Genomic DNA, 23,426 nt, shown 5'->3' on the forward strand with positions numbered 1-23,426 from the left:
GAGACAGAACCCCAGCACGCGCCGGGGTTCTGTCTCGCCCTGGTTCTACGTCGGCCGGGCCGCCGCCGCGGCCCTCGCCGCGGCCGGGAGCGCGTCCAGGATCCGGTTCACGGCGGCGTCGTCGTGCGCCGCGGAGACGAACCAGGCCTCGAACACGGACGGCGGCAGGTTGACCCCGGCCTCCAGCATCGCGTGGAACAGGGCCGTGTACCGGAACGTCTCCTGCGTCTGGGCCTGCGCGTAGTCCCGCACGCCCGACGCCGCGGCCAGCGGCCCGAAGAACACCGAGAACAGGGAGCCCGCGCGCTGTACGCGGTGCTCCACGCCCTCGGCGGTCAGCGCCGCGCCCACGGCGTCCGACAGCACGCGCGAGACCTCGTCGACGCGCGCGTACACCGCGTCGTCGGCCAGGCGCAGGGTCGTCAGGCCCGACGCGACCGCCACGGGGTTACCGGACAGCGTCCCCGCCTGGTAGACGGGTCCGAGCGGCGCCAGGTGGTCCATGACCGACGCCGGGCCGCCCAGCGCGGCGACGGGCATGCCGCCGCCGATGACCTTGCCGAACGTGAAGAGGTCGGGCGTGTAACCCTCGCCCCCGGCGGCGCGGATCGCGTCGTTCTCGACACCCCACCAGCCGGCCGGGCCCACGCGGAAACCGGTGAGCACCTCGTCCGTGATGAACAGCGCGCCGTGCGCCGACGTGATGCGGCGCAGGCCCTCGTTGAAGCCCTCGACCGGCGGCACCACGCCCATGTTCGCGGGCGACGCCTCGGTGATGACGGCGGCGATCTCGGAGCCGCGCTGCGCGAACGCCGCCTCGACGGCGGCGAGGTCGTTGTAGGGGAGCACCAGCGTCTCGGCCGCGGTCGCCTCGGTCACGCCCGCCGAGCCCGGCAGGGCGAGCGTCGCGACGCCGGAGCCGGCCTCGGCCAGCAGCGCGTCCATGTGCCCGTGGTAGCAGCCGGCGAACTTGACGACGAGCGGCCGGCCGGTGACGCCGCGGGCCAGGCGGATCGCCGTCATCGTCGCCTCGGTGCCGGTGGAGACCAGGCGCACGCGCTCGGCCGCGGGGACCCGCCGGCGCACCTCCTCCGCGAGGTCGACCTCGGCCACGGTCGGGGCACCGAACGACAGGCCGCGCGCGGCGGCGTCCTGCACCGCGGTGACGACGTCGGGGTGCGCGTGCCCCAGCAGCGCGGGACCCCACGAGCACACCAGGTCCACGTACTCGCGCCCTGCGACGTCGGTGACGTACGGGCCGCTGGCCGAGGCGAGGAAGCGCGGGTCGCCGCCCACGCTGCCGTAGGCGCGGACCGGCGAGTTCACACCACCCGGGATCGCGCCCTGCGCGCGCAGGAACGCCGCGTGGTTCGCCTCGGGCGCGGTCACTTGATCCACCCCGCGATCTCGAGGGCCCAGTAGGTGAGGATGACGTCGGCGCCCGCCCGCTTGATGCTCGTGACGGACTCCAGGACGGCGCGGTCGCGGTCGATCCAGCCGTTCGCACCGGCCGCCTCGATCATCGCGTACTCGCCCGAGACCTGGTACGCGGCCACGGGCACGTCGCTCCGGTCGGCGACGGCGCGCAGCACGTCCAGGTACGACCCGGCCGGCTTCACCATCACGATGTCGGCGCCCTCGGCGAGGTCCAGGTCTGCCTCGCGCAGCCCCTCGCGGGCGTTCGCGAAGTCCATCTGGTACGTCTTGCGGTCGCCCTTCAGCTCCGAGTCCACGGCCTCGCGGAACGGTCCGTAGTACGCGCTCGCATACTTGGCGCTGTAGGCGAGGATGCTCGTGTCGAGGAGGTCCGCGTCGTCCAGCGCGTCGCGGATCATCGCCACCTGGCCGTCCATCATGCCCGACGGCGAGATGACGTCCGCGCCCGCCTTCGCCTGCGCCACCGCCATGGAGGCGTAGCGGGCGAGCGTCGCGTCGTTGTCCACAGCCCCTATGGACGTCAGGACGCCGCAGTGCCCGTGGTCGGTGAACTCGTCCAGGCAGGTGTCGGCCATCAGCACCGGGGTGGCGGCACCGGGGGCGAGCCCCTCGTCCAGCGCCGCGCGGGCGGCACGCAGCGCCCGCTGCAGGATGCCGTCCGCGGCGTCGGCCTGCGAGCCGCTCGCGTCCTTGACCTGGGGGATGCCGAACAGCATGACGCCGCCCAGCCCCGCGTCCCGTGCGGCCCGCACCGCCTCGACCAGCGACTCCTCGGTGTGCTGCACCTGCCCGGGCATGCTCGCCAGCGGCGCGGGCTCGGTCAGCCCCTCCTTGACGAAGAGCGGCAGGACCAGGTCGGCAGGGTGCAGGCGGGTCTCGGCGACCAGGCGGCGCATGCCCGCCGTGGCGCGCAGACGACGCGGCCGGTACACGATCCCGGTGGTGCTCACGGTGTCCTTCTTTCTGTCTGGTGCATCAGGTCCTGACGAGTGCTTCGGTCACGGCCGCGGCCAGGGCCGCGTCCGTGGGTGCTTCGGCCATGCCGAGCACCGTGTGCCCGACGTCGCCCGCCACGCGGGCCGACGACTCCCCGATCGCCACCACGCGCTGGGGTCCCAGCTGGGTGGCGACCTGCCGGGCGGCCGACCCGGAGGCGACCACGACGACGTCGTACCGTCGGCGCAGCTCCGGCGGAATCTCGTGCGCGACCGTGCGGTAGGCCGTCACGACATCGACGACCCAGCCCTTGGCCACCAGGCCCGCGCGGACGGTGTCGGCCGCGAGATCGCCGAGCGGGAGCAGCACCCGCTGCGCGGTGCCGGGTGCCGTGGGAAACGTGTCGGCGAGGCCGGCTCCGGTCGCGGTCTCCGGCACGAGGTCGACGGAGAGCCCGTGCGCGGCCAGGGCATGCCTTGTCGCCGGCCCGACGGCGGCCCAGCGGACCGGCGCCGGCCCGGGCGCGACGGTCCGGCCAGGCGCCGCGTCGGGCGTTTCGGCCCCCGGCGTGTCGCCCGGAGGAGACACATGTGGTCCCGGGTGTGTTGCTCTCGGTAGACGTTGTCTACTCTGCGCAACGGGCCTCGCGGAGATGTGTTCGCCCCCCGGCGTGCCCTCGTCCGGAACCGGACCGAGCAGGGCGTCCACGGCGTTCACGCTGGTGATCGCCACCCACTCGTACGCGCCGGCGGCGAGGCGCTCGCGGGCGGCGTCGAGCGCGGCCGGGTCCTCGACGGGAGCACGCTCGATCACGGGCGCCGCGACCGGGTCGAGCCCACGCTCGCGCAGCAGCGCCAGCAGGCCTGCCGCGCGCTCCGGGGAACGCGCGACCAGGACGGCCGGCGCGGCAGGTCCGGGGGTTCGCGCGGCCGCGACCATCGGGGGGACCTGCTCGGTCACGCCTTCTCCGGGACGGTCGCGCTCAGCGGGGCGAGCCGCTCGGCGCCGTCGGCGAGCAGGTTCTCGGCGACGGCGACGCCCAGCGTGCGGGCGGCGGCGTCGAGGGCCTCGGGCGCGACGTCCTGGGACAGCGGCGTCTCGCCGACGCGCGACATCTGCTCCGAGCCGTCCACGGCGGCGACGACGGACCGCAGGCGCAGCACCGAGCCGGACACGGTGGCGTGCGCGCCGACCGGGGCGGCGCAGCCCGCCTCCAGCCGCGCCAGCACGGAGCGCTCGGCGAGCACCGCGAGGCGGGTCGGCCGGTGGTCGAGCAGGTGGATCGCCTCGGCGAGACGGTGTCCTGAGCCTGTCGCAGGGCCGGGTGCGACGGGCGGGGCGCCGGCCTCGGACACGATGTCCGCGGTGCGCACCTCCACGGCGAGCGCTCCCTGCCCGGGGGCGGGGGAGACGACGTCGACGTCGAGCACCTCGCTGATCACCTCGGTGCGGCCCAGGCGCGAGAGCCCCGCGAACGCGAGGACCACGGCGTCGAGGTCAGCCTCGGGGCCGAGCGCGCGGTTGAGCCGCGTGCCCACGTTGCCGCGGATGTCCACGACGTCGAGGTCCGGCCGGGCGGCGCGGATCTGCGCGGCGCGCCGGGGCGAGCCGGTGCCCACCCGCCCGCCGCGCGGGAGCGTGGCGAGGGTCAGGCCGTCGCGTGCGCACAGGGCGTCGCGCGGGTCCTCGCGCTCGGGCGTCACGTAGGTGAGGCCGTCGGCGGGCGTGGTCGGCAGGTCCTTGAGCGAGTGGACGGCGACGTCGCAGCGCCCGTCCAGCAGCGCCTCGCGCAGCGCGGTCACGAAGACTCCGGTGCCGCCCAGGCTCGCGAGGCTCCCGGTCTTCACGTCGCCCTCGGTCCGGATGTGCACCAGCTCGACCGGCCGGCCGGTCAGCTCCTCGAGGCGCTTGGCCACCAGACCGCTCTGGGTCGTGGCGAGGGCACTCGCGCGGGTACCCAGGCGGATCGGCGTGGCGTCGGCCGGGGTGCTTCCGGATGTGCTGACGGACAGGGGGGTCGGGGTCACCAACCCAGTCTCCACCCGAACCCCCGCCGGGAGGAAACCGGAAGGTGCCCGATGGACGGATTTCACAGGGTTGGTAACGGGTTGTCAGAACGTCGCGCCGGAACGCGCTTTCCGGACCCCCCTCAGGCCTGATCGCCCAGCCGCTCGGCCGTGCGGCCGGCGTGCGCGACGATCGCCGCCAGCCCCGTACCGGCGATCCAGCCGCCCGTGACGTCGAGGCCGGGCTCGCCCAGGACGACGTCCTCGAACTGCCGGACGGCGGCCCGGTAGTCCGGCGTCGGCGGGGGCAGCGCCCCGTCCCAGCGCTGGTGCAGGCTGTCCCGCACGCGTCCGGTCAGGTCCACGCCGAGCAGCGCCGAGGCGTCACGCGCGGCCTCCTGCGTGGTGGGCTCCGGGGTCGGCTCGCCCAGGCGGCCGTAACTGAGGCGCACCACGTGCACTCCCGGCCCGGCGGCGTCGCGCACCCGGCGCGCGAGCCACGGCCACTTCGCGGTCGCATGGGTCAGTGCCTTGGCGCGGACGGCGCCCGGCGCGGTGCCCGGGGCGACGAGCATTCCCGAACCGCGTGGCGCCGTGTCGAGCGCGGGCGCGTCCAGCAGCAGCGTGACGAGCCGGATGTCGGCCCCGCGCTCGGGCCGCGCGGGCGGCTTCAGCGTGGTCCGCTGCCCGGCGGCGGCATCGGTGGTGGCGGCGTCGACTTCGGTCGGTTGCTCTGAGACCGGTCCGTCAACCGACCGGTCTCGATGCGACGGACCGATCTCGGTGTCAGGCCCCAGAACTGGGGCAAAGTCCGGGCGGACCGCCAGGACCACGCGGGGCGTGCGCAGCGCGCGGCCGTCGGCCACGTGCACCAGCCGGTCCGGCCCGGCTCCGCCGTCCGCCCCCTCCACGCCTGTCACCCGCGCTCCGAACCGCACGTCCAGCCGGTTCACCAGGGCGTCGACCAGCGCGTGGACCCCGCCGTCGATCCCGCGCACCGCCGACCCGGGCGGTGCCGCGGCCCGCAGCGACGCCACGGCGCGCGACAGCGACCCGGTCCGCTCGTACGCGTCGAGCAGCCCGGGGGCGACGGCGGTGACGTCGAGCCGGTCGAGCGGCGCCGAGTGCACGCCGGCCGCGACCGGCGTGACCAGCCGGTCCGCGACCCGCGAGCCGAGCCGCGACCGAGTGAGGGCCCCGAGGTCGGTCGGGTCGACGAGCCGCGCCGGCAGCACCCGGTCGAGCGACGCCCGCAGCACGCCCGGCCAGCCGATCGCGCGCCGCACGTCGGCCGCCCAGGGCCGCGAGGGGATCCCGAGGACTCCGGCGGCGGGCAGCGGGAAGGCGCGTCCGGCGGCGTAACCCCAGGCGGAGAGACTGGCGGGCGGTTCGACGGTCAGCCCGAGCCCGGCGACGAGCCGCTCCACGAACCCGCCCCGCACCGCGAACGACTCGGCCCCGAGGTCCAGGGGCACGTCGGGCAGCGAGTCGAACGACCCGCCCCGGATCGGCCCGCCCGCCCGGTCGGCGGCCTCCAGCACGACGACGCGCAGCCCGCGTTCCGCGAGCGTGTGCGCGGCGACCAGCCCGCCGATCCCGGCCCCGACGACGACTGCGTCGGCCACCTCGACGGCGCGTCCCGCCTCCCCGGCGCGTCCGGTCCCAGCGGCGCGGCCCGCCGCGGCACCGCCGTCGTGAGCCGCGGCCGACGAGGTCACAACGAGTGGACCAGCTCGACCACGCGGGTCAGCACCGTCGGGTCCGTGTCCGGCGGCACACCGTGACCCAGGTTCACCACGTGCCCGGGCGCCTTGAGCCCGCGCGAGACGACGTCGCGCACGTGGGCCTCCAGCACCTCCCACGGGGCGGCCAGCAGCGCGGGGTCGATGTTCCCCTGGAGCGGGACACCGGGCAGCAGCGCCGCGGCCTCGTCGAGCGGCGTCCGGTAGTCGATGCCCACCGCGTGGTCGGTCAGGCCGGCGTCGGCCAGGACCTTGTGCATCGCGGGCAGCAGGTGCCCGGTGCCGGTGCCGAAGTGGATGGCGGGCACGCCGGCGTCGGCGACGTACGACAGCGCCCGGGTCGACGACGCGGCGACCCGCGACGTGTAGTCCGCCAGGGACAGCGAGCCGGCCCACGAGTCGAACAGCTGCACGGCGCTGGCGCCGGCCTCGACCTGTGCCCGGAGGAACGACCCGGTGAGGTCGGCGGTCCACGTCACGAGCGCGTCCCACGTCTCGGGGTCGGCGTGCATCAGGGTGCGCGCGGCGAGGTGGTCGCGCGACGGGCGGCCCTCCACGAGGTAGGCCGCCAGCGTGAACGGCGCGCCGCCGAACCCGAGGAGCGGTGTCGACCCCAGCTCGGCGACGGTCAGCGCGACGGCCTCCCGGACGGGCGCGAGCGCATCGTCGTCCAGCGTGCGGGAGGTGAGCCGGGCGACGTCCTCGGCCGTGCGGTAGGGCTGGTCCATGACCGGGCCCACGCCCGCCGTGATGTCCACACCCACCCCGGCCAGCTTGAGCGGCACCACGATGTCCGAGAAGAAGACCGCGGCGTCGACGCCGTGCCGGCGGACGGGCTGGAGTGTGATCTCGGCCGCGAGCTCGGGCCGCAGGCAGGCCTCCAGCATCCCGGTGCCCCGGCGCACCTCGCGGTACTCGGGCAGGGAGCGGCCGGCCTGCCGCATGAACCAGACGGGCGTGCGACCAGGACGTTCACCCCGGAGCGCCTGCACGAGAGGTGCGGCGGTGGTCCGCCCGTCGGCGAGCGGATGAGCAGGGGTGATCGTGGTGGACTTCACGCTTCCCGATTCTGCCCTGCCCGGCCACGGTGCATAAAGTTGGAGCACTGTGGTTCTCCTCTCCCTCACCGCCAGCCACCGCGAGCTCGACCTCGACGCGCTGGAGCGCCTGTCCACGGGTTCGTCGTCAGTGGGCCGTGTCGTCGTGGGCACGTGCGGCCCCGTCGCCGGCGCCGTGGTCATCTCCACGTGCAACCGCTTCGAGCTCTACCTCGACGTCGACGCGCCGCTCAGCGGCGACAGCGTGAAGCACGCGACGCGCCACGTGGCCGAGCTCGTGGCCCACGCGTCGGGCGTGACCGGCGACGTCGCCGCGCGCAGCTTCACCGTCCGCACCGGGCCGGAGGTCACCGAGCACCTCTTCGCCGTGGCGTCGGGCCTGGACGCGATGGTCGTGGGCGAGCGCGAGATCGCCGGCCAGGTGAAGCGCTCGCTGGCCATCGCCCGCGAGCAGGAGACCACCTCCAAGACCCTCGAGCTCCTGTTCCAGACGGCGTCGCGCACCTCCAAGCGCGTCGGCACCGAGACGGAGCTCGGCGCGGCGGGCCGCTCGGTCGTCGCCCTCGCGCTGGACCTCGCCGAGACCGAGCTGCCGCCGTGGGACGGCGCGCGCGCCGTGCTGATCGGCACCGGCTCGTACGCGGGCGCCTCGGTCGCGGCCCTGCGGGCCCGCGGCTGCGAGGACATCGGCGTCTTCTCCCAGTCGGGCCGGGCCGCGGCCTTCGCCGAGTCGCACGGCGTGCGCCCGGTCGACTCGCTCGTCGAGGCCCTCGCCGACGCCGACATCGTGGTGAGCTGCAGCGGCGCCCGCGGGCGGGCGCTCGCGGCGCGCGCGGAGTCCGACGACGAGCAGCTCGGCGCCGTGGTGGCCGGGAACCTCGGCGGCCAGGCGGTGCTGCCGCAGGGGCTGTCGGGCGACGGCGGCCCCGAGGCGAGCCTGGGCCACGTGCTCGACGCCGCCGCGGTGGTGCGCGCCCGGGAGCGGGCCGCGGAGCGTGCCGGCGACGAGCCGGAGCCCCGCCCGCTCGTGATCCTGGACCTCGCCCTGCACCGCGACGTCGACCCGCGCGTCGCCGACGTCGAGGGCGTGCTGCTCTACGACCTCGCCACCCTGAAGGCGCACGCGCCCGCCGTCGCACGGGACGTCGTCGCGCACGCGCAGGACATCGTGGACACCGCCGCCCGGCGCTTCGAGGAGACGCGCCTGGGGCGGGAGGCCGACGCCGCCGTCGTCGCCCTGCTGGACGAGGCGGAGGTGCGGGTGGTGGCCGAGATCGACGCGGCCGTCGCCCGGCTGGCCGACGAGCTCGCGCTGCGTGGCGAGCCCGGCCCCGAGGAGTCCGACGTCGACGTGATCGCCCGGGACGTGCGCAAGCGGGCGCACGCCGAGCTGCACGACCAGATCGTCGCCGTCCGCGCGCGGGCCACCGCCGAGGCGCGTGCCGCGGAGGCCGCACTGGTCGAGGGCGCCGAGGCCCTGACCCTGGAGGCGTCCGCCCGGCGAGGCGCGGACCGTCCCACGCGCCGATAATCAACCGGTGATAATTGTCCGGATATGCCGGGCGGACTGGTATCTCGGGTCCAAAGCAGTCTTCGTTACCGAATCGTGATCTGGGTGATTTTATTCACCCGGTGGTCCGCACTAGGTTCGGTGGCTCAAGGACCGAACGCGCATTTGCGCATCGAGATGCTGGAGCACCTTTTGAAGCACGCAGCACACAAGAAGAAGACCGCATCGGCGGGCGCGCGGACCATCGCGACCGTCGCCATCGCAACCGCGGCCACGAGCATGGCCGCGCCGGCCATGGCCGCCGAGGCCTCGCCGCTGGACTCCCTCGGGGACCTCGGCACCACCGCCGAGGGCCTGAAGTCGACCGTCCCGGCCCTGTCGTCGACCTCGATCGACCTCAGCGAGCTGACCGGCTCGCTGCCCGCGACCGACGTGGTCACGGACGTCGTGAAGAAGGCAGAGCTGCCCGCCTCGATCGCCCCCACCACGGCCCTCGCGCCCAACTACGAGCCGGCCCAGTACGTGTCCGGCGCCCTCCAGGGCGCGGCACCCCAGGTCGTCTCCGGGGTCGTCTCCGGCGTGACCGGCGGCTCGGCCGTCTCCGGTGTGACCGGCACCGCCAAGGCGGCGCTGGCGAACGTGCTCGGCGGCGGCGTGGTCGGCACCGCGACCGGCGTCGTCGGCACCGCGACCGGTGCGGTCGGCAACGCGACCGGCGTCGTGCACGGTGTCGCCGGTGGCGCTCTGCAGGGTGACGTCGTGAACGGTGTCGTGGGCGGCGTGGCCGCGGGCGACGTCGTGTCCGGTGCCACGGGCACCGTGGCGGGCGTCGCGGGCGGCGCCGTCGAGAACGTGCCGGCCACCGTGGCCGACGTGATCCGCAACGTGCCGAACGTGCTGGGCGGCGTGACCGCTCCGGTCGCCGGCCTCACCGCGAACCTGCCGGGCGTGCTCGGTGGCGTGGGCGGCGTCGTGAACAGCGTCGTCTCGAACGTCCCCGGTGTCGTCGCGAGCGTCCCGGGCATCGTCGCCAAGGTCACCACCCCGGCCGCCGGTGCGGTCGAGACGGTCGTCGGTGACGTCGCCGTGGACGGCGTCGTCAAGCCGGCCGTGACCGACGTCGTGCCGGGTGCCGTGGGCACCGTCCAGGGCGGCGTCGTGCCGGGCGTCACCTCGACCGTCGGCAACGTGACGGGCTCCGTGGTCCCGGGTGCCGTGGGCACCGTGACCGGTGACGTGGTGCCGGGTGTCGTCGACGGCGTCGCCAAGCCGGTCGTCGGGGACGTCGTGCTCGGCGGGGTCGTCGGGGACGTCGTCAAGGGCAACGTCGTCGAGGACGTCGTGACGCCGGTCGTCAAGGGCACCGTCGTGGACGGCGTGGCCAAGCCGGTCGTCAAGGACGTCGTCGTGGACGGCGTGGCCAAGCCCGTCGTGAAGGACGTGGTGGTGGACGGCGTGGCCAAGCCCGCCGTGAAGACCGTGACCGACACCGTCGAGGGTGTCACCGGCGGTGCCGTGAAGGACACCGTGGACGGCGTGACCGGCACCGTGGACGGCCTGACCGGGGGTGCCGTGAGCGGCCTCACCGGTGGCCTGCTGGGGGGTCTTTCCTGAGCTGATGCCCCCGAGAGGACCCCAGCCTCTTCGGTCTTGACCTTGACGTACGCGGGGTGGAGCGCCTTTGGCGCTCCACCCCGTTCGCGTTCTTTGGCGCTTTGGGAAGGTTCCATTCTTTCGTCCGTTGTTATCTGATCGTTACCATCGGATCGGGTTTTTCCGGTGTACCCCTTTTTCCTGCTATTACCGATCAGGTAGCGTCAAGGCATCCCGGGTTCCGGGCCGTTGTAGCCGACCAGCTGGAGCAGCTCCCATGAAGCACGCCGCAGTCAAGACCTCGTCCGTCGCCAAGTCCACGGCCACCCGTGTCGTGGCGACGCTCGCGCTCGCCACCGCGGCGACAGCCATCGCCAGCCCGGCGATGGCCCACGAGGGTCGCGGGCACGACGGGCACTCCGCGGACCACGACCGCGGCCACGACCGGGGTCGCGACGGCCACCAGGGCGGCCGCCACTCCGACCGGGCGCCGCGCTCGTACCAGCCGGCCGCCTACACGCAGCCGAACTACGACGTACCGCAGTACACCGGCTCCCAGGACGGCTACGACGAGGGCCGCTCCGACGGCAGCTGCGATCGCGACGAGTCCCAGGGCGACCGCAACCAGGCGCAGGGCCACGAGGCCGGTTGGAGCCAGGAGGACCGCGAGAAGGTGCGCGACGCCGTCCGGGAGTACGTCCAGGAGGTGAACGACTCGGCCGCCGAGGCGCAGCCGCAGGTCGAGACCGAGGTCGAGCAGCCGGCCGAGACCGCTGAGCAGCCCGCACCCGTCGAGGCGGAGCGGCCCGCCGAGACCGCGACCACGACGACGGTGGCCACCGCCTCCGAGCCGCAGAGCGCCGTGCAGGCGCCGGGTCAGCAGTGGGAGGGCACGCCGGAGGCGGTCGACACCTCCGGCGCCGAGCTCACCGCGTACGTCCCCGGCGAGGGTGCCGCAGCCGAGAGCATCGAGCAGAACGCGCCCACGCTCACCGAGGCCACGCTGGACGCGCCCGTCCGGCTCGCGACGACCGGTGCCGAGGCCACCGCACTGACCGCCACGGCCGGTGCCCTGGTCCTCGGTGGCGCGGGCTCGCTCCTGGTCGCCCGCCGCGGCCGCGTCCGCGCCTGACGTCCTCCCCGAGCCGGGCCTGACGAGGCCCCGGGCCTGCTGCCCGGGCGCCGTCACGTCCCCGGGCCCCCGCGGGTGCGCCAGCCCGGCGCGTCCGTGCCCCATGCGTGCGCGGGGTGCGGGTAGTCGTCGTACCCCGGCAGCACCGGGCGCGCCGTGGTCACGCCCGCGTGCGTCACGGTCACCCCGGCGCCGTCGTCCGGCCCGCTGCCCGACGGCGCCGCGGCAGCCGGGTGCAGCGGGTCCCGTCCCGGCAGGTCCAGCAGCCAGGCCGCGGTGCGGGCGAGCGAGACCGAGACGTCGCGGCCGAGCCCGTCGTGGTCCGCCAGGACGAGCGCGTCCACGACGCCCGCCGCGAGCAGGTACCCCGAGGCGTGGTCGAGCGCCTGGGCGGGCAGTGCGCCAGGGGTCCCGTCACGGCCCTCCAGCAGCGCGATGCCGCTGGCCGCCTGCACTATCGAGTCGAACCCGCGCCGCCCGGCCCACGGCCCCTCGTCGCCCCAGGCGGACACCCGGCCGGTCACCACGCCTGGCGGCACCCGCAGGCCCAGCCCCTCGACCGCGCCCGGCCGGTAGCCGGTCACGAGCACGTCCGCGGAGTCGAGCAGGTCCTGGGCGGTGCGGAGGTCGCGGTCGTCCCGGAGGTCCAGCACGGTGCTGCGCTTGCCCTGTCCCGAGTCGAGGTGCTGCCAGCCGATCTCCGCGGGGTCCGGCGGGTCCACCCGCAGCACGTCCGCGCCCAGCAGTGCGAGCGTGCGCGTGGCCACCGGCCCGGCGATCACCCGGGTCAGGTCGAGCACGCGGAAGCCCGCCAGCGGCGCGGCGCTGTCCGCCACCGCGCCCGCACCCGCGCCGTTCCCGCCGTCCCGCACGTGCACGCGCACCAGCGGGCCCGACGCGGCGGCGAGGCCGGGCGCCGACTCGCGCCACTCCTGCTCGGTCCGCACCCGCGCCACGATCGCGCCGACGCGGGCGGCCTGACCCTCCAGGTCGTGCGCCGCGAGGCCGGCGAGGCGCTCGGCGAAGGCGTCCCGTCCGACGTCGTCGGGGAGAGCGACGAGGTCCGTCAGCCGGGAGCGGTGGTGCGGGTAGTTCGCGTGCGTGCGGACCCAGCCGTCGGCCGTGCGGAAGAACCCCGAGAGCGGGGCGAACCCGGACACGGGCTGTCCGTCGAGCGTGAGGACCCGGTCGGACGCGAAGCCCGCCGCGACCCGCGCGGGGTCGAGCGGGGCCAGGTCCGCCGGCCCCGCGGCGCCGTCCGCCGGCCGTGCGGCCCGCGCGGCCGCCCGCTGCACGGACCGGACGGCGTCGAGCGCGAGGTCCAGCACGGGCAGGTGGGCGGCGAGCCAGGGTTCCACGCTTTCATCATGTCCCGCCTGCACTGCCGCGAAAACATCACCGGCCCGACAGATCTGCCTCCATCCGCGCGGATACACTCGCCGCATGGCCAAGAACCCCTCCTCCGACTTCGTGCTCCGGCCCTTCGAAGGTCTCCCCGGGGAGACCGACTGGGTGTCGATGCGCGAGATCGTCCCGTCGGCGACCGCTACCGCTCGCACCACCGCCGAGTACGGCTCCCGCGACGTCACGGTCGTGACGCTCCTGCCGGGTGCCTGGACGGCACTGCACCGTGCCGACGGCACGCTGCTGCTCGCGGTGCAGGGCATCGTCGGGTCGGGCGACGTGAGCCGCGACCTCGCGGCCGCCCTGCTGGACGCGATGGAGCTGGAGCCGGGTACGGCCGTCGAGTCGGTCGAGCTGCCGGGCGAGGGCCCGCGCCTGCAGGACGTGCTCGACCTGAGCGTCCCGTTCGAGGTCACCGTGCACGACACGTTCGACTACTGGCTGGACCCGAGTGCGGACCTCACACCGGACCTCAAGCAGAACCTGGAGGACGCCGCCGACGGCGCGATCCCCACGGTCAAGGTGTCGTCGGTCGAGTCCGCCTACTGGTGCAGCATGTCGCGCGAGTTCCTCCGCTGGGCCCGTCCGGAGCCCGAGGATGACGTGATCGACGCGATCTCCCGGCTGCACGCAAAGCGGGAGTCAGGGCTCGCGGGTGGAAGGTTCGTGGGAGCGTTTCGCGCGTCCGGCCTGGTGGTCCCGGTCTGGGAGCTGCCGAAGGGGACCCAGGCGGAGGACCTGGAGGGCCCGGTCAAGGAGCTGGGGGAGAAGCTCGCGAAAGCACTTTCCATCAAGGAGCCGCTTGATGCGAACGAGCGACGCGCAAGAGCGGGTATCGTCTCCCGGCAGGTCACCCTGCGCTAGACCGGACGCCCCGGCCGGTCCTGCGCGAGCGACCCAGAACGCTAGGGCTGTCACCGCGGATCGCCACGAGCGACCCTGGTTTCGGCAACTAGCGGACCAAGGGAGTAGGATTCCAGGGGTAAACCTTTGCACTCACCAAGCAAAGGGCTATCCGGACACCCACCAAGGCAAATCGACGCTTCAGGCAGGACAGGTGTGAACGCTCTCCCGGTCGCGAAGACCACGCGTCCCGGCAATGCACAGGCAGGCAAGAACGTCCAGCGCGTGGCGGCGATCATCCCCGCCAAGGACGAGGCCGAGCGCATTGCCGCTACCGTGCGCTCTGCGCGTGCGATCCCACACGTCGACCTCGTGCTCGTGGTCGACGACGGCTCCGAGGACGACACGCAGCACGTCGCGCGTGCCGCCGGCGCCGTCGTCGTGCGCCACTCCCACAACCGCGGCAAGGCCGCCGCGATGGAGACCGGCGCCGCGGTGGTGGCCATGCGTGACGCCGACGGGCGTCCCCCGCGGCTGCTCATGTTCATCGACGGCGACCTCGGCGACACCGCCGTGAACACCGCGCCGCTGGTGCGCCCCGTCCGCGAGGGCGTGGCCGACCTCGCGATCGCCCTGCTGCCCAAGCAGGCCGGCGCGGGCGGCCGCGGCGTCGTCGTCGGCGCGTCACGCCGGGCGATCGAGGCCATGACGGGCTGGAGCCCGTCGCAGCCGCTGTCCGGCATGCGCTGCCTCACCCGCGAGGCCTTCGAGGCCGCCACGCCGCTCGCCCGCGGCTGGGGCGTCGAGACGGGCATGACGATCGACCTCCTGCGCAAGGGGTACGTCGCCGTGGAGGTGCCGTGCGACCTCAAGCACCGGGCGTCCGCCAACGACCTCAAGGGCCAGATCCACCGGGCGGCCCAGTACCGCGACGTCCTGCTCGCCGTGAACGCCCGCAAGATGCGCGGCGCGGTGGACGCCGTGCGGCACGCGGGCTCGAACGTCCGTAGCTGATCGACCCTCAGGCAGGCCCCGTACTCTGACCCCATGGAGTGGCAGGCCTGGCTCGGGATCGTCGCGATCGGCATCGGCGTACTGGTCCTCGCGGTAGCCGTGGGCGCCTGGTCGCTGCAGGCCCGGATGCGGCGCCGGGACGGACGGCGGGCGGTGCCGCAGAGCGTGCAGGCGGCCCTCCGGGTCGCCGTCGTGGTGAACCCCTCCAAGCTGCACGCGGGCGCGCTGCCCGGCCTGGTGCGCGCGCACTGCGAGGCGCACGGGCTGCCCGAGCCGCTCTGGTACGAGACGACGATCGAGGACCCGGGCAAGGGCCAGGCCCGCCGGGCGCTGGCCGACGGCGCGGACATCGTGATCGCGGCGGGCGGCGACGGGACCGTGCGAGCCGTCGCCGAGTCGATGGTGGGCACCGGCAAGCCGATGGGCGTCCTGCCGGTCGGCACGGGCAACCTGCTGGCACGCAACCTCGAGCTGCCGCTGACCGGCGTGGGCGAGGCCCTCGACGTGATCCTGAACGGCCGCACCCGGGCCATCGACGTGGGCTGGCTGCGGGTCGTGCAGTTCGCGGAGACCCCGCGCAACGACGAGCACCCCAACCAGCCCGACCACGAGCCCGACACGGAGCGCGAGCACATCTTCCTGGTCATCGCGGGCCTGGGGTTCGACGCCGCGATGGTCGCCACAGCCGACTCGAACCTGAAGAAGAAGGTGGGCTGGGTCGCCTACTTCGTCGCGGGTCTGTCCCACATGCAGGCCCGGCGTATGCGCGCCACCCTCCAGCTCGACGACCACCCGCCCGTGGAAGCACGCGCCCGCTCGATCATGGTCGGCAACTGCGGCATGCTCCCCGGCGGCGTCACCCTGCTGCCCGATGCCGTGCTCGACGACGGTGTGCTGGACGTCGCGGCCGTCGACGTGCGCGGCGGGGTGCTCGGCTGGGCCCAGCTGACCCTCGAGATCGCCATGCAGGGGGTAGGGGTGCGCAACGAGCTGCCCGAGAAGCTCGGCCGCATCGACCACACCAAGGCCCGCCGCGCGCGCATCCGCGTGCCGGCCGGCGAGGAGGCCCAGGTGGACGGCGACCCGCTGGGGCGCGCGGTCGAGATCGACGTGCGCGTCGAGCCGGGCGCGCTGCTGGTCCGGGCCCCGTGACCCCCGCGGCCAACTACCCTGGGCGGGTGAATCCCCGCTCCAACCGGGCCCGGACGGTGCCCGCGGTCCTGGTCATGCTCGTCGCGGCCCTGCTGGGCCTGACCGGCCCCACGGCCGCCGCGGCCGGTCCCGGGACCGGTCATGCCGCCGCCTCGGCGCCGGCCGCCGGGACGGCGGCCGGCGTGGAGTCGGAAGGGACTGCGGACCCCGAGCCCGCCCCCGTCGTGGTGGTGGGGGTCGCGGGCCTGCGGTGGACGGACGTGTCCCGGAGCACCACCCCGAACCTGTGGCACATGATCGGCGGTGGCTCGGTCGCCTCGATCAACGTGCGGACGGCGGCGCCCGCGACGTGCCCGCTGGACGCGTGGCTCACGCTGTCGGCCGGCAGCCGCACGGTCTCGGCGGGCAGCGCCGAGCGTGCCGCCCGGCCCGAGCCACGGGGCCGGGACGACGAGCAGGGCGAGGCACGCGGGGCGACGTCGTGCACCCCGGTGCCGGTGCCCACCACGGACGCCGCTCAGCGCGGCAGCGACGCGGAGCCGGCCGGCGCGACGATCGACGGCTGGGCCCAGCTCCCCGAGTCCGACGAGGACGAGGACGAGGACGCGGTGGCCACCGAGGCCGCGGACCGCGCGAAGGCCCCGGCGCCGGGCCTCCTGGGCGAGATGCTGGCCGAGGCGGACACCTGCTCGACGGCGGTCGGTCCGGGTGCGGCCGTGATGCTCGCCCGCGAGGACGGCACGGTCAGCCGGTACGTCCCCTCGCTGGACGCCCTGAGCAGCACGGGCGCCGCGGGGTCGGCCGGCGCGTCCGGCACGCGCGGCCCGGCCTGGGACGAGGCCCTCACAGCGTGCCCCGTCACCGTGATCGACGCGGGGAGCCTGCCCGAGGGGCCCGAGCGCGCCCAGGCGCTCGAGGAGCTGGACGGCACGCTGAACAGCCTCGCCCGCAGCCTGCCCGCGGGCACCCGCGTGCTCGTGGCGGGCGTGGCCGACACGCCGCTGACCCAGCAGGGCCTCCAGGTCGTCGTGGACTGGACGGTCGACGTGCCGCGCGTGCGCTGGCTGACGTCGGACGCGTCGCGGAGCACCGGGTTCGTGCAGCTCACGGACCTCACGGCCACCGCGGCCGAGGCCGGCGGCGCGCTGCCGGACCCGGAGGCCGAGGAGCCCCTCCCGGACCCGGAGCTGGAGGAGCCCACGATCGACGGCATGCCGATCGAGGTGGGCGAGCCGCGCCGGACCACGGTCGCCCGGACCGTCGAGAACCGGCAGTACATCAACGTCCTGGCCGACACGATCCCCGCCCAGGTCCCCGCGTTCGCGGGCGTCATCGTCCTCTTCCTGCTGAGCGCCGTGCTCGTGCTGGTGCTGCCCCGGCGGGCGGCCCGCCCGCGCCGGGAGCCTGGTCCCTACCGGCAGCGGCTGGCCCTGAGCGCCGTCCTGCTCGCCGTGTCGGCGCCCGCCGCGGCGAGCCTCGCGACCCTCTCGCGCTGGTGGGTCTGGCCCGCCCCCGAGTTCGGCCTGGCCCTGTCGCTGACGGTCGCGGCGGTCGCCGTCGCGCTGACCGTGCGCGGCGTCTCGCGGCTGCTGCCCGCCGCTCCGTGGCGCAACGCCGTCGCGGCCGCGGGGGTCACCTGGCTGGTCTTCACGATCGACGGGGTCACCGGCTTCACGCTGCTGCAGGGTTCCCTGCTGGGCCCGTCGCTCGCCACCGCGGACAGGTTCTACGGGTTCTCGGGCGTGGCCTTCCTGATCTACGCCGTGGCCGGGCTGGTTCTCGCGGGCGGCCTGGCGGCCTATGCGGCGCGCCGCCGCACCGCGGCCACCGCCGACTCCCTGCTGGGCGACGGCGCCGTGGGCCGCGACACCCCCCGCCCCACCCGGCCGGTGTGGTCGGCCGCGGCGGTCGTGGCCGTCGTCGCGCTCGTGTCGGTGGGCGTGGACGCCGCGCCGTTCTTCGGGGACCGGCTGCGAGGGCTGACCCTGTTCGTCCCGTTCGCCCTGCTCGGGATGCTCGCGGTGCGCCCGGACCTGGTGACCCGGTTCCTCGGCGCCCGCGGCTGGTTGCCCTCCGGCCGGCGCACCGAGCCGGTGCGTCGCGTGCCGTCGGCCGTGCTGGGCCTGTCCGGCGCGCTGCTGCTCAGCCTGCTGTTCGCGGCGGCCGTGCTCCCCGTGCCCGGTGCCGAGGCCGCCGGCGAGGAGTCCGGCTCCCTCAGCAGCGGCGAACCGGTGGTGCCACCGGGCGGTGACGTCGTCGTGATCGGTACCCAGGGGCTGCGCTGGACGGACGTCAAGCCGTCCCTCGACACGGGCACAGCGCCCGCCCCCACCCTGTACGGCCTGCTCACCGACGGCGCGGACGCCGCGGGCCTCACCCTGCCCAACGGTCGCGCGGCCCGCTGCCCCGACAGCGGCTGGCTCAGCCTGTCCGCGGGTCGCCTCGCCGAGATCGCCGACGAGCGCGACGCCGACAACCACTGGATCTGCGACGAGATCACCGTGACCCCGGTGGACGACGCGGCCGACGGCAAGGACGCCGCGGTCGGGGACGGCGCGGAGGCCGCGGCGGACGGCGCCGCTGCCGCAGGAGGCGACCGGCCCGCCGTCGTCGACCAGTGGGAGCGCCTGACCGCCCTGCAGCGCGGCTCCGGGTACGCCGCACACCCCGGCACGTTCGGCGACGCGCTCTCCGGCCGGTGCACGACGGCGGTCGGGCCCGGCGCTGCGGTCGCGCTCGCCGACGGCGACGGCGGCGTGGGCCGCTACTACGACCTCGACTCGGCGCTGGCGTCCGGCTCCGGGGCCTGGGACTGCCCGGTCACGTTCGTGGACGCGGGATCCGCCCTGCTGGACACCGCCGAGCGCGCGGAGCTGGAGAAGCGGCCCGACGGCGCCGAGCAGGTCGCCGAGCTCCGCGCCGACCTGGTCGCCGCCGTCGATCTCGCGGTCTGGCGGGTGCTGGACGCCGCCCCCGCGGACGCGACGGTGCTCGTGATCGACGTCGCCACGACGCCGGAGCACGCGCTGGAGCTGGGCCCGGCGCTGGTACGCCCGTCCACGGACTACGAGGGGCTGCCGCGCTACCTGGCCAGTACCGCGACCCGCACGGAGGGCGTGGGGCGCCTCATGGACGTCCCGGCCGTGGTGCTCGACGCCGTCGGCGTGGACCTGCCCGCCGACATCGACCCGACGCCGCTGCTGCGCGCCGGCGAGCGCCCCGCCTCGGCGTGGCTCACCGCGGACGAGCTCGCCGACATGACGGCGCGCGACCACGTGCGCCGCGACGCGTACATCTGGCTCGTCGACGTGCCGTTCTGGCTGGGCCTCGCGCTGGCGGCGGCATGCTGGCTGGTGCCGCGCCGGGTAGCTGTCGTGCCGGGTGGTCTGCGGCGGGCGGCGGTGGTCGCCGCCACGGCGCTCACCGCGCTGCCCGCGGGCGGGTTCCTGGTCTCCCTCACCGGCTGGTGGCGGTTCGACCTGCCCGTGCTCGCGATCCTGGGGGCCACCCTGCTCGTGACGGCGGCCGTGACCGGGTTGAGCCTGCTCGCACCCAGAAGACCCCTGTGGGCCGCCCCGGCGGTGGTCGCGGGCATCACGTTCGTCGCGCTCACGCTGGACGCGCTGTTCGGCACGCCCCTGAACCGGGCGGCCCCGCTGGGGTCGGCGCCGACGTTCGGCGCGCGGTTCTACGGTTTCGGTAACCCGACGTTCTCGGTGTACGCCGTCGCGGCGATCGTGCTCGCGGCCGCCCTGGCGCAGCTGCTGGTCTCGCGCGGGAGGCGGGTGCTGGCCACGGTGGCGGTGGCCGTCGTGGGCGTGATCGCGATGGCGGTCGACGTCTGGCCCACGCTCGGTGCCGACCTGGGCGGAGGGCTGGTGCTGGTCCCGGCGTTCGTGGTGGTCGCCACCGCGGCGTCCGGGCTGCGGCTGACCCTCTGGCGGTTCACCTGGGTCGCGGCGGCGGGCGTCGGTGTGGTCGCGCTGGTGGGCGTGCTGGACTGGCTGCGCCCGCCCGACTCGCGCTCGCACCTCGGCCGGTTCGTGGGCCAGGTGGTCGACGGCGAGGCGGTCTCCACGCTGCTGCGCAAGGCGCTGTACGCGCTGAACTCGATCACGGGCGGCCCGGCGGTCTGGGCCACGGTGGCGGTCCTGGTGCTGGTGGGGCTGGCACTCTTCGGTCCGGAGGCGTGGCGCGCGCGCCTGACGCCGGCGTGGTTCACGCGGGCGGAACGCAGCTGGGAGTTCCTGCGGCCCGCCCTCGTGGCGATGTGGGTCATGGCTGTGCTGGGCTCGCTGGTCAACGACTTCGGCCTGCGGATCGCCATGATCGCGCTCATCCCGGCCGTGCCGCTGCTCACGATGGTCGCGCTGCGGACCACACCTGCGGGGCGGCGCCGATAGGCTCTGTCCGTGATCGATCTCCGACTTCTGCGCGACAACCCCGACGTCGTCCGCGCGAGCCAGGTGGCCCGCGGCGACGACCCCGACCTCGTCGACGTGGCGCTCGACGCCGACGCGCTCCGCCGCTCCTCCCTGGCGGAGTTCGAGAGCCTGCGCGCGGAGCAGAAGTCCCTGGGCAAGCAGGTGGCCCAGGCCCAGGGCGACGAGAAGCAGGCGCTGCTGGCCCGCACCAAGCAGCTCGCGCAGGACGTCAAGCGGCACCAGGCCACGGCCGGCGAGGCCGAGCAGGAGCTCGACCGCGTGCTGTACTCGATCGCCAACGTGATCGAGGGCGCGCCCGCCGGCGGCGAGGAGGACTACGTCGAGCTCAAGCAGGTGGGCACCCGGCGCGACTTCGCGGCCGAGGGCTTCGAGCCCAAGGACCACCTGGAGCTCGGCGAGGGCCTGCGCGCCATCGACACCAAGCGCGGCGCCAAGGTCTCGGGCGCGCGGTTCTACTTTCTGACCGGCATCGGTGCCCGCCTGGAGCTGGCGCTGCTCAACATGGCCATGGACCAGGCCGTGCAGCAGGGCTTCACGCCCATGATCACGCCGACCCTCGTCAAGCCCGAGACCATGCAGGGCACCGGCTTCCTGGGCGCCCACGCCGACGAGGTCTACCGGCTGGAGAAGGACGACCTGTACCTGGTCGGCACCTCCGAGGTGGCGCTCGCCGGCTACCACAGCGACGAGATCGTGGACCTGTCCGACGGGCCGCTGCGGTACGCGGGCTGGAGCGCCTGCTACCGCCGTGAGGCCGGCTCGGCGGGCCGCGACACGCGCGGGATCATCCGCGTGCACCAGTTCCACAAGGTCGAGATGTTCAGCTACTGCGCCCCTGAGGACGCGGCGGCCGAGCACCAGCGACTGCTGGGCTGGGAAGAGGCCATGATGGCCAAGGTCGAGCTGCCCTACCGCGTCATCGACACGGCGGCGGGCGACCTCGGCTCGTCGGCGGCCCGGAAGTTCGACTGCGAGGCGTGGCTCCCCACCCAGGACCGCTGGCTGGAGCTCACCTCGACGTCGAACTGCACCACCTTCCAGGCCCGCCGCCTGGGGGTCCGCGAGCGGACCGAGGACGGCTCGACCCGCAACGTCGCCACCCTGAACGGCACGCTCGGCACCACCCGCTGGATCGTCGCGATCCTGGAGAACCACCAGCAGGCCGACGGCTCGGTCCACGTCCCGGAGGGCCTGCGCCCGTACCTGGGCGGCCTGGAGGTCCTGGAGCCGGTGAAGTAGCCCGGCTCGGAACGGTGATCGGCAGGACGTCAGGTGGTCGGCAGCCCGAGCTGCCGATCACCTGACATTCCGCCGATCACGGTCCGCAGGTTCGCTGCTGTTCACCGGCCGGTGGGTAGGCTGCCAGCGTGCCTCCTGCCACCGAACGCAAGCTTGTCGCCCTCGACATCGACGGCACGCTCGTCACGTACGACGAGGTGCTGTCCGACGCCGCACGCGAGGCGGTGGCCGCGGTGCGGGCCGCCGGGCACCACGTGGTGCTCGCGTCCGGCCGGTCGCTCATCGCGATGACGCCGATCGCGGCCGAGCTCAAGATCGAGGACTCCTGGATCGTCGCGTCGAACGGGGCTGTCACGGCCCGCCTCGACGCGTCCGCCCCCATGGGCTACACCCTGGAGAAGGTCGAGACCTTCGACCCCGAGCCCGTGCTGCGCATGCTCCAGGTGGAGCTGCCGCACGCGCGCTACGCGGTGGAGGACGTCGGCGTGGGATTCCGGATGAACGAGCTCTTCCCGGAGGGCGAGCTCAACGGGGAGCACCGGGTGGTGGACTTCGAGGAGCTCTGGGCCGGCGACGTCACACGCGTCGTCGTCCGCAGCCCGGGGGAGACGAGCGCGGAGTTCCACGAGATCGCGGCGCGGCTCGGGTTCGACGACGTGACGTACGCCGTCGGCTGGTCCGCGTGGATGGACATCGCACCGCAGGGCGTGACGAAGGCGTCGGCTCTCGAGGCGGTGCGCAGGGAGCTCGGCGTGGCGGCCGAGAACACCGTCGCCGTGGGTGACGGCAGCAACGACATCGACATGCTGCGGTGGGCAGGATGGGGCGTGGCGATGGGGCACGCGACCGAACCGGTGCGGGCGGCTGCCGACGCCGTGACCGGCTCCATCGACGAGGACGGCGTGGTGGACGTGCTCCGCTCGCTGCTCTGAGTCGCGCGACACGGGGGGTGATCTGTGCGGGTGAAAGAGCTATCCGTGCAAAGGTATGGATCACCAGCCGAAAGCCTGTACATTTGGGCGCGATCCGTCGAAGGGTGACGGCGCTCACGGTGCCATGGGGGTACGTGATGATCCTGGACGACCAGTCGGTGTCCATGCGGGTGCGCAACGATGCGCCCCACCTGGTTGCCCTCGACATCGACGGGACCCTGTTGGTCACCGGGCAGCCGGTGCCCGGGCCGACGGTTCTGGCCGTACGCCTCGTGCGCGGCCGGAAGCATCACGTGGTCCTCGCGTCGGGACGGTCGTTGACGGGGATCCTGCCCGTGGCCAAGGAGCTCGGGATCACCGACGGCTGGGTGGTCGCCTCCAACGGCGCGGTGACGGCGCGGCTCTGCGCCACCTGCACCAACGGCTACCAGCTCGAGGACGTGCTGACGTTCGACGTCGGCCCCGTGGCCCGGATGGCGCTCAGCCGGTTCCCCGACGTGCAGATCGGCGTCGAGGAGATCGGCGTGGGCTACCGCGTGAACCGGCTGTTCGAGCCGCACGAGGTCAACGGCGCGCAGCGCGTGGTCGACGTCGACGAGCTGGGTGTCATGCCGGCGTCGCGCGCGATCCTGCGCGGCCCGAACGTGCTGGACCTGCTCGAACCGCTGCGCCGGCACGGTGTCACCGCCACCGAGGCCGGGCCGGACTGGATCGACGTGACCCCCAGGCACCTGAGCAAGGCGACGTCCCTGGAGAACATCCGCTCCCTGCTCGGCGTCCCGCGGCACAACACGCTGGCCGTCGGCGACGGCCTGAACGACATCGAGATGCTGAGCTGGGCCGCACGCGCCGTCGCGATGGGCCACGCCCCGGCGGCGGTGAAGGCGATCGCCAACGAGACCGTCGGCGACATCACGCAGCACGGCGTGATCCAGGCGCTCAAGACCCTGATCTGACCGCCGCCGAGACGGAACCAGGGCGAA

17 protein-coding genes are annotated in these 23,426 nt (G+C 74.6%); 10 read left to right on the top strand and 7 right to left on the bottom strand.

Going from position 1 to position 23,426, the window contains the following annotated elements:
* Window positions 1–45: 45 nt before the first annotated feature.
* The 6 genes from hemL to hemE all read right to left on the bottom strand — a co-directional run bounded on the left by hemL (window position 46) and on the right by hemE (window position 7,179).
* Window positions 46–1,398: a glutamate-1-semialdehyde 2,1-aminomutase gene (gene hemL / locus ACH47X_RS23965; RefSeq protein ID WP_397407566.1), complete on the bottom strand. Its 1,353-nt coding sequence runs from the start codon at window positions 1,396–1,398 to the stop codon at window positions 46–48.
* The gene (gene hemB / locus ACH47X_RS23970; RefSeq protein ID WP_397407662.1) at window positions 1,386–2,333 is read right to left on the bottom strand and encodes a porphobilinogen synthase; all 948 of its coding nucleotides are present in this window, start codon (window positions 2,331–2,333) and stop codon (window positions 1,386–1,388) included. Before hemB ends, hemL begins: the two co-directional genes overlap by 13 nt.
* A 79-nt stretch (window positions 2,334–2,412) precedes the next feature.
* Window positions 2,413–3,333 (bottom strand): uroporphyrinogen-III synthase, encoded by a 921-nt coding sequence (locus tag ACH47X_RS23975; RefSeq protein WP_397407568.1) that lies wholly within the window; start codon window positions 3,331–3,333, stop codon window positions 2,413–2,415.
* Window positions 3,330–4,400, bottom strand: a complete 1,071-nt coding sequence (hemC, locus tag ACH47X_RS23980; protein WP_397407570.1) for a hydroxymethylbilane synthase — start codon at window positions 4,398–4,400, stop codon at window positions 3,330–3,332. The genes ACH47X_RS23975 and hemC overlap by 4 nt, the downstream gene beginning before the upstream one ends.
* Before the next feature lie 122 nt (window positions 4,401–4,522).
* Window positions 4,523–6,097, bottom strand: coding sequence for a protoporphyrinogen/coproporphyrinogen oxidase (locus ACH47X_RS23985; RefSeq protein WP_397407572.1), 1,575 nt, complete (start codon window positions 6,095–6,097; stop codon window positions 4,523–4,525).
* Window positions 6,094–7,179: a uroporphyrinogen decarboxylase gene (gene hemE, locus ACH47X_RS23990; protein ID WP_397407574.1), complete on the bottom strand. Its 1,086-nt coding sequence runs from the start codon at window positions 7,177–7,179 to the stop codon at window positions 6,094–6,096. The genes ACH47X_RS23985 and hemE overlap by 4 nt, the downstream gene beginning before the upstream one ends.
* 49 nt (window positions 7,180–7,228) lie before the next feature.
* Here hemE and ACH47X_RS23995 point away from each other — a divergent pair, with 49 nt between their 5' ends.
* The 3 genes from ACH47X_RS23995 (at window position 7,229) to ACH47X_RS24005 (ending at window position 11,414) form a co-directional block, all read left to right on the top strand.
* Window positions 7,229–8,710 carry a glutamyl-tRNA reductase gene (locus ACH47X_RS23995; protein ID WP_397407576.1) on the top strand — a complete coding sequence of 494 codons (1,482 nt, stop codon included), beginning with the start codon at window positions 7,229–7,231 and terminating at the stop codon, window positions 8,708–8,710.
* Between the two features lie 171 nt (window positions 8,711–8,881).
* On the top strand, window positions 8,882–10,303 hold the full coding sequence (locus ACH47X_RS24000; RefSeq protein ID WP_397407578.1) for a hypothetical protein: 1,422 nt from the start codon (window positions 8,882–8,884) through the stop codon (window positions 10,301–10,303).
* Window positions 10,304–10,559: 256 nt separating this feature from the next.
* Window positions 10,560–11,414, top strand: coding sequence for a hypothetical protein (locus ACH47X_RS24005; RefSeq protein ID WP_397407580.1), 855 nt, complete (start codon window positions 10,560–10,562; stop codon window positions 11,412–11,414).
* 53 nt (window positions 11,415–11,467) lie between these two features.
* Here the strand turns inward: ACH47X_RS24005 and ACH47X_RS24010 are convergent, their stop codons facing one another.
* The gene (locus tag ACH47X_RS24010; RefSeq protein WP_397407582.1) at window positions 11,468–12,772 is read right to left on the bottom strand and encodes a CoA transferase; all 1,305 of its coding nucleotides are present in this window, start codon (window positions 12,770–12,772) and stop codon (window positions 11,468–11,470) included.
* Window positions 12,773–12,857: 85 nt separating this feature from the next.
* On the opposite strand from ACH47X_RS24010, the gene ACH47X_RS24015 reads away from it, so the two are divergent.
* From ACH47X_RS24015 to ACH47X_RS24045, 7 genes are all read left to right on the top strand, one after another.
* The gene (locus ACH47X_RS24015) at window positions 12,858–13,682 is read left to right on the top strand and encodes a DUF5926 family protein (protein ID WP_036962572.1); all 825 of its coding nucleotides are present in this window, start codon (window positions 12,858–12,860) and stop codon (window positions 13,680–13,682) included.
* A gap of 195 nt (window positions 13,683–13,877) precedes the next feature.
* A complete protein-coding gene (locus tag ACH47X_RS24020; RefSeq protein ID WP_142032120.1) occupies window positions 13,878–14,675 on the top strand; it encodes a glycosyltransferase family 2 protein in 798 nt (265 codons plus the stop codon).
* Window positions 14,676–14,708: 33 nt separating this feature from the next.
* Entirely contained in the window at window positions 14,709–15,827 is a 1,119-nt protein-coding gene (locus ACH47X_RS24025) for a diacylglycerol/lipid kinase family protein (RefSeq protein ID WP_397407584.1), read from the top strand.
* Window positions 15,828–15,853: 26 nt separating this feature from the next.
* Window positions 15,854–20,230 carry a hypothetical protein gene (locus tag ACH47X_RS24030; RefSeq protein ID WP_397407586.1) on the top strand — a complete coding sequence of 1,459 codons (4,377 nt, stop codon included), beginning with the start codon at window positions 15,854–15,856 and terminating at the stop codon, window positions 20,228–20,230.
* Window positions 20,231–20,239: 9 nt separating this feature from the next.
* A complete protein-coding gene (gene serS / locus ACH47X_RS24035; RefSeq protein WP_397407587.1) occupies window positions 20,240–21,511 on the top strand; it encodes a serine--tRNA ligase in 1,272 nt (423 codons plus the stop codon).
* A gap of 128 nt (window positions 21,512–21,639) precedes the next feature.
* Window positions 21,640–22,443 (top strand): HAD family hydrolase, encoded by an 804-nt coding sequence (locus ACH47X_RS24040; RefSeq protein ID WP_397407589.1) that lies wholly within the window; start codon window positions 21,640–21,642, stop codon window positions 22,441–22,443.
* Between the two features lie 104 nt (window positions 22,444–22,547).
* Window positions 22,548–23,399 carry an HAD family hydrolase gene (locus ACH47X_RS24045; protein WP_084800349.1) on the top strand — a complete coding sequence of 284 codons (852 nt, stop codon included), beginning with the start codon at window positions 22,548–22,550 and terminating at the stop codon, window positions 23,397–23,399.
* The last annotated feature ends 27 nt before the right edge of the window (window positions 23,400–23,426 follow it).

The sequence above is a fragment of the Promicromonospora kroppenstedtii genome (genome assembly GCF_044389675.1).
Classification (GTDB): Bacteria; Actinomycetota; Actinomycetes; order Actinomycetales; family Cellulomonadaceae; genus Promicromonospora; species Promicromonospora kroppenstedtii.

Bases quoted from the DNA above. Each gene is read 5' to 3' on its own strand.
- hemB (WP_397407662.1), bottom strand. From the start codon at position 2,333: ATGCGCCGCCTGGTCGCCGAGACCCGCCTGCACCCTGCCGACCTGGTC.
- ACH47X_RS24005 (WP_397407580.1), top strand. From the start codon at position 10,560: ATGAAGCACGCCGCAGTCAAGACCTCGTCCGTCGCCAAGTCCACGGCC.
- ACH47X_RS24015 (WP_036962572.1), top strand. From the start codon at position 12,858: ATGGCCAAGAACCCCTCCTCCGACTTCGTGCTCCGGCCCTTCGAAGGT.
- ACH47X_RS24025 (WP_397407584.1), top strand. From the start codon at position 14,709: ATGGAGTGGCAGGCCTGGCTCGGGATCGTCGCGATCGGCATCGGCGTA.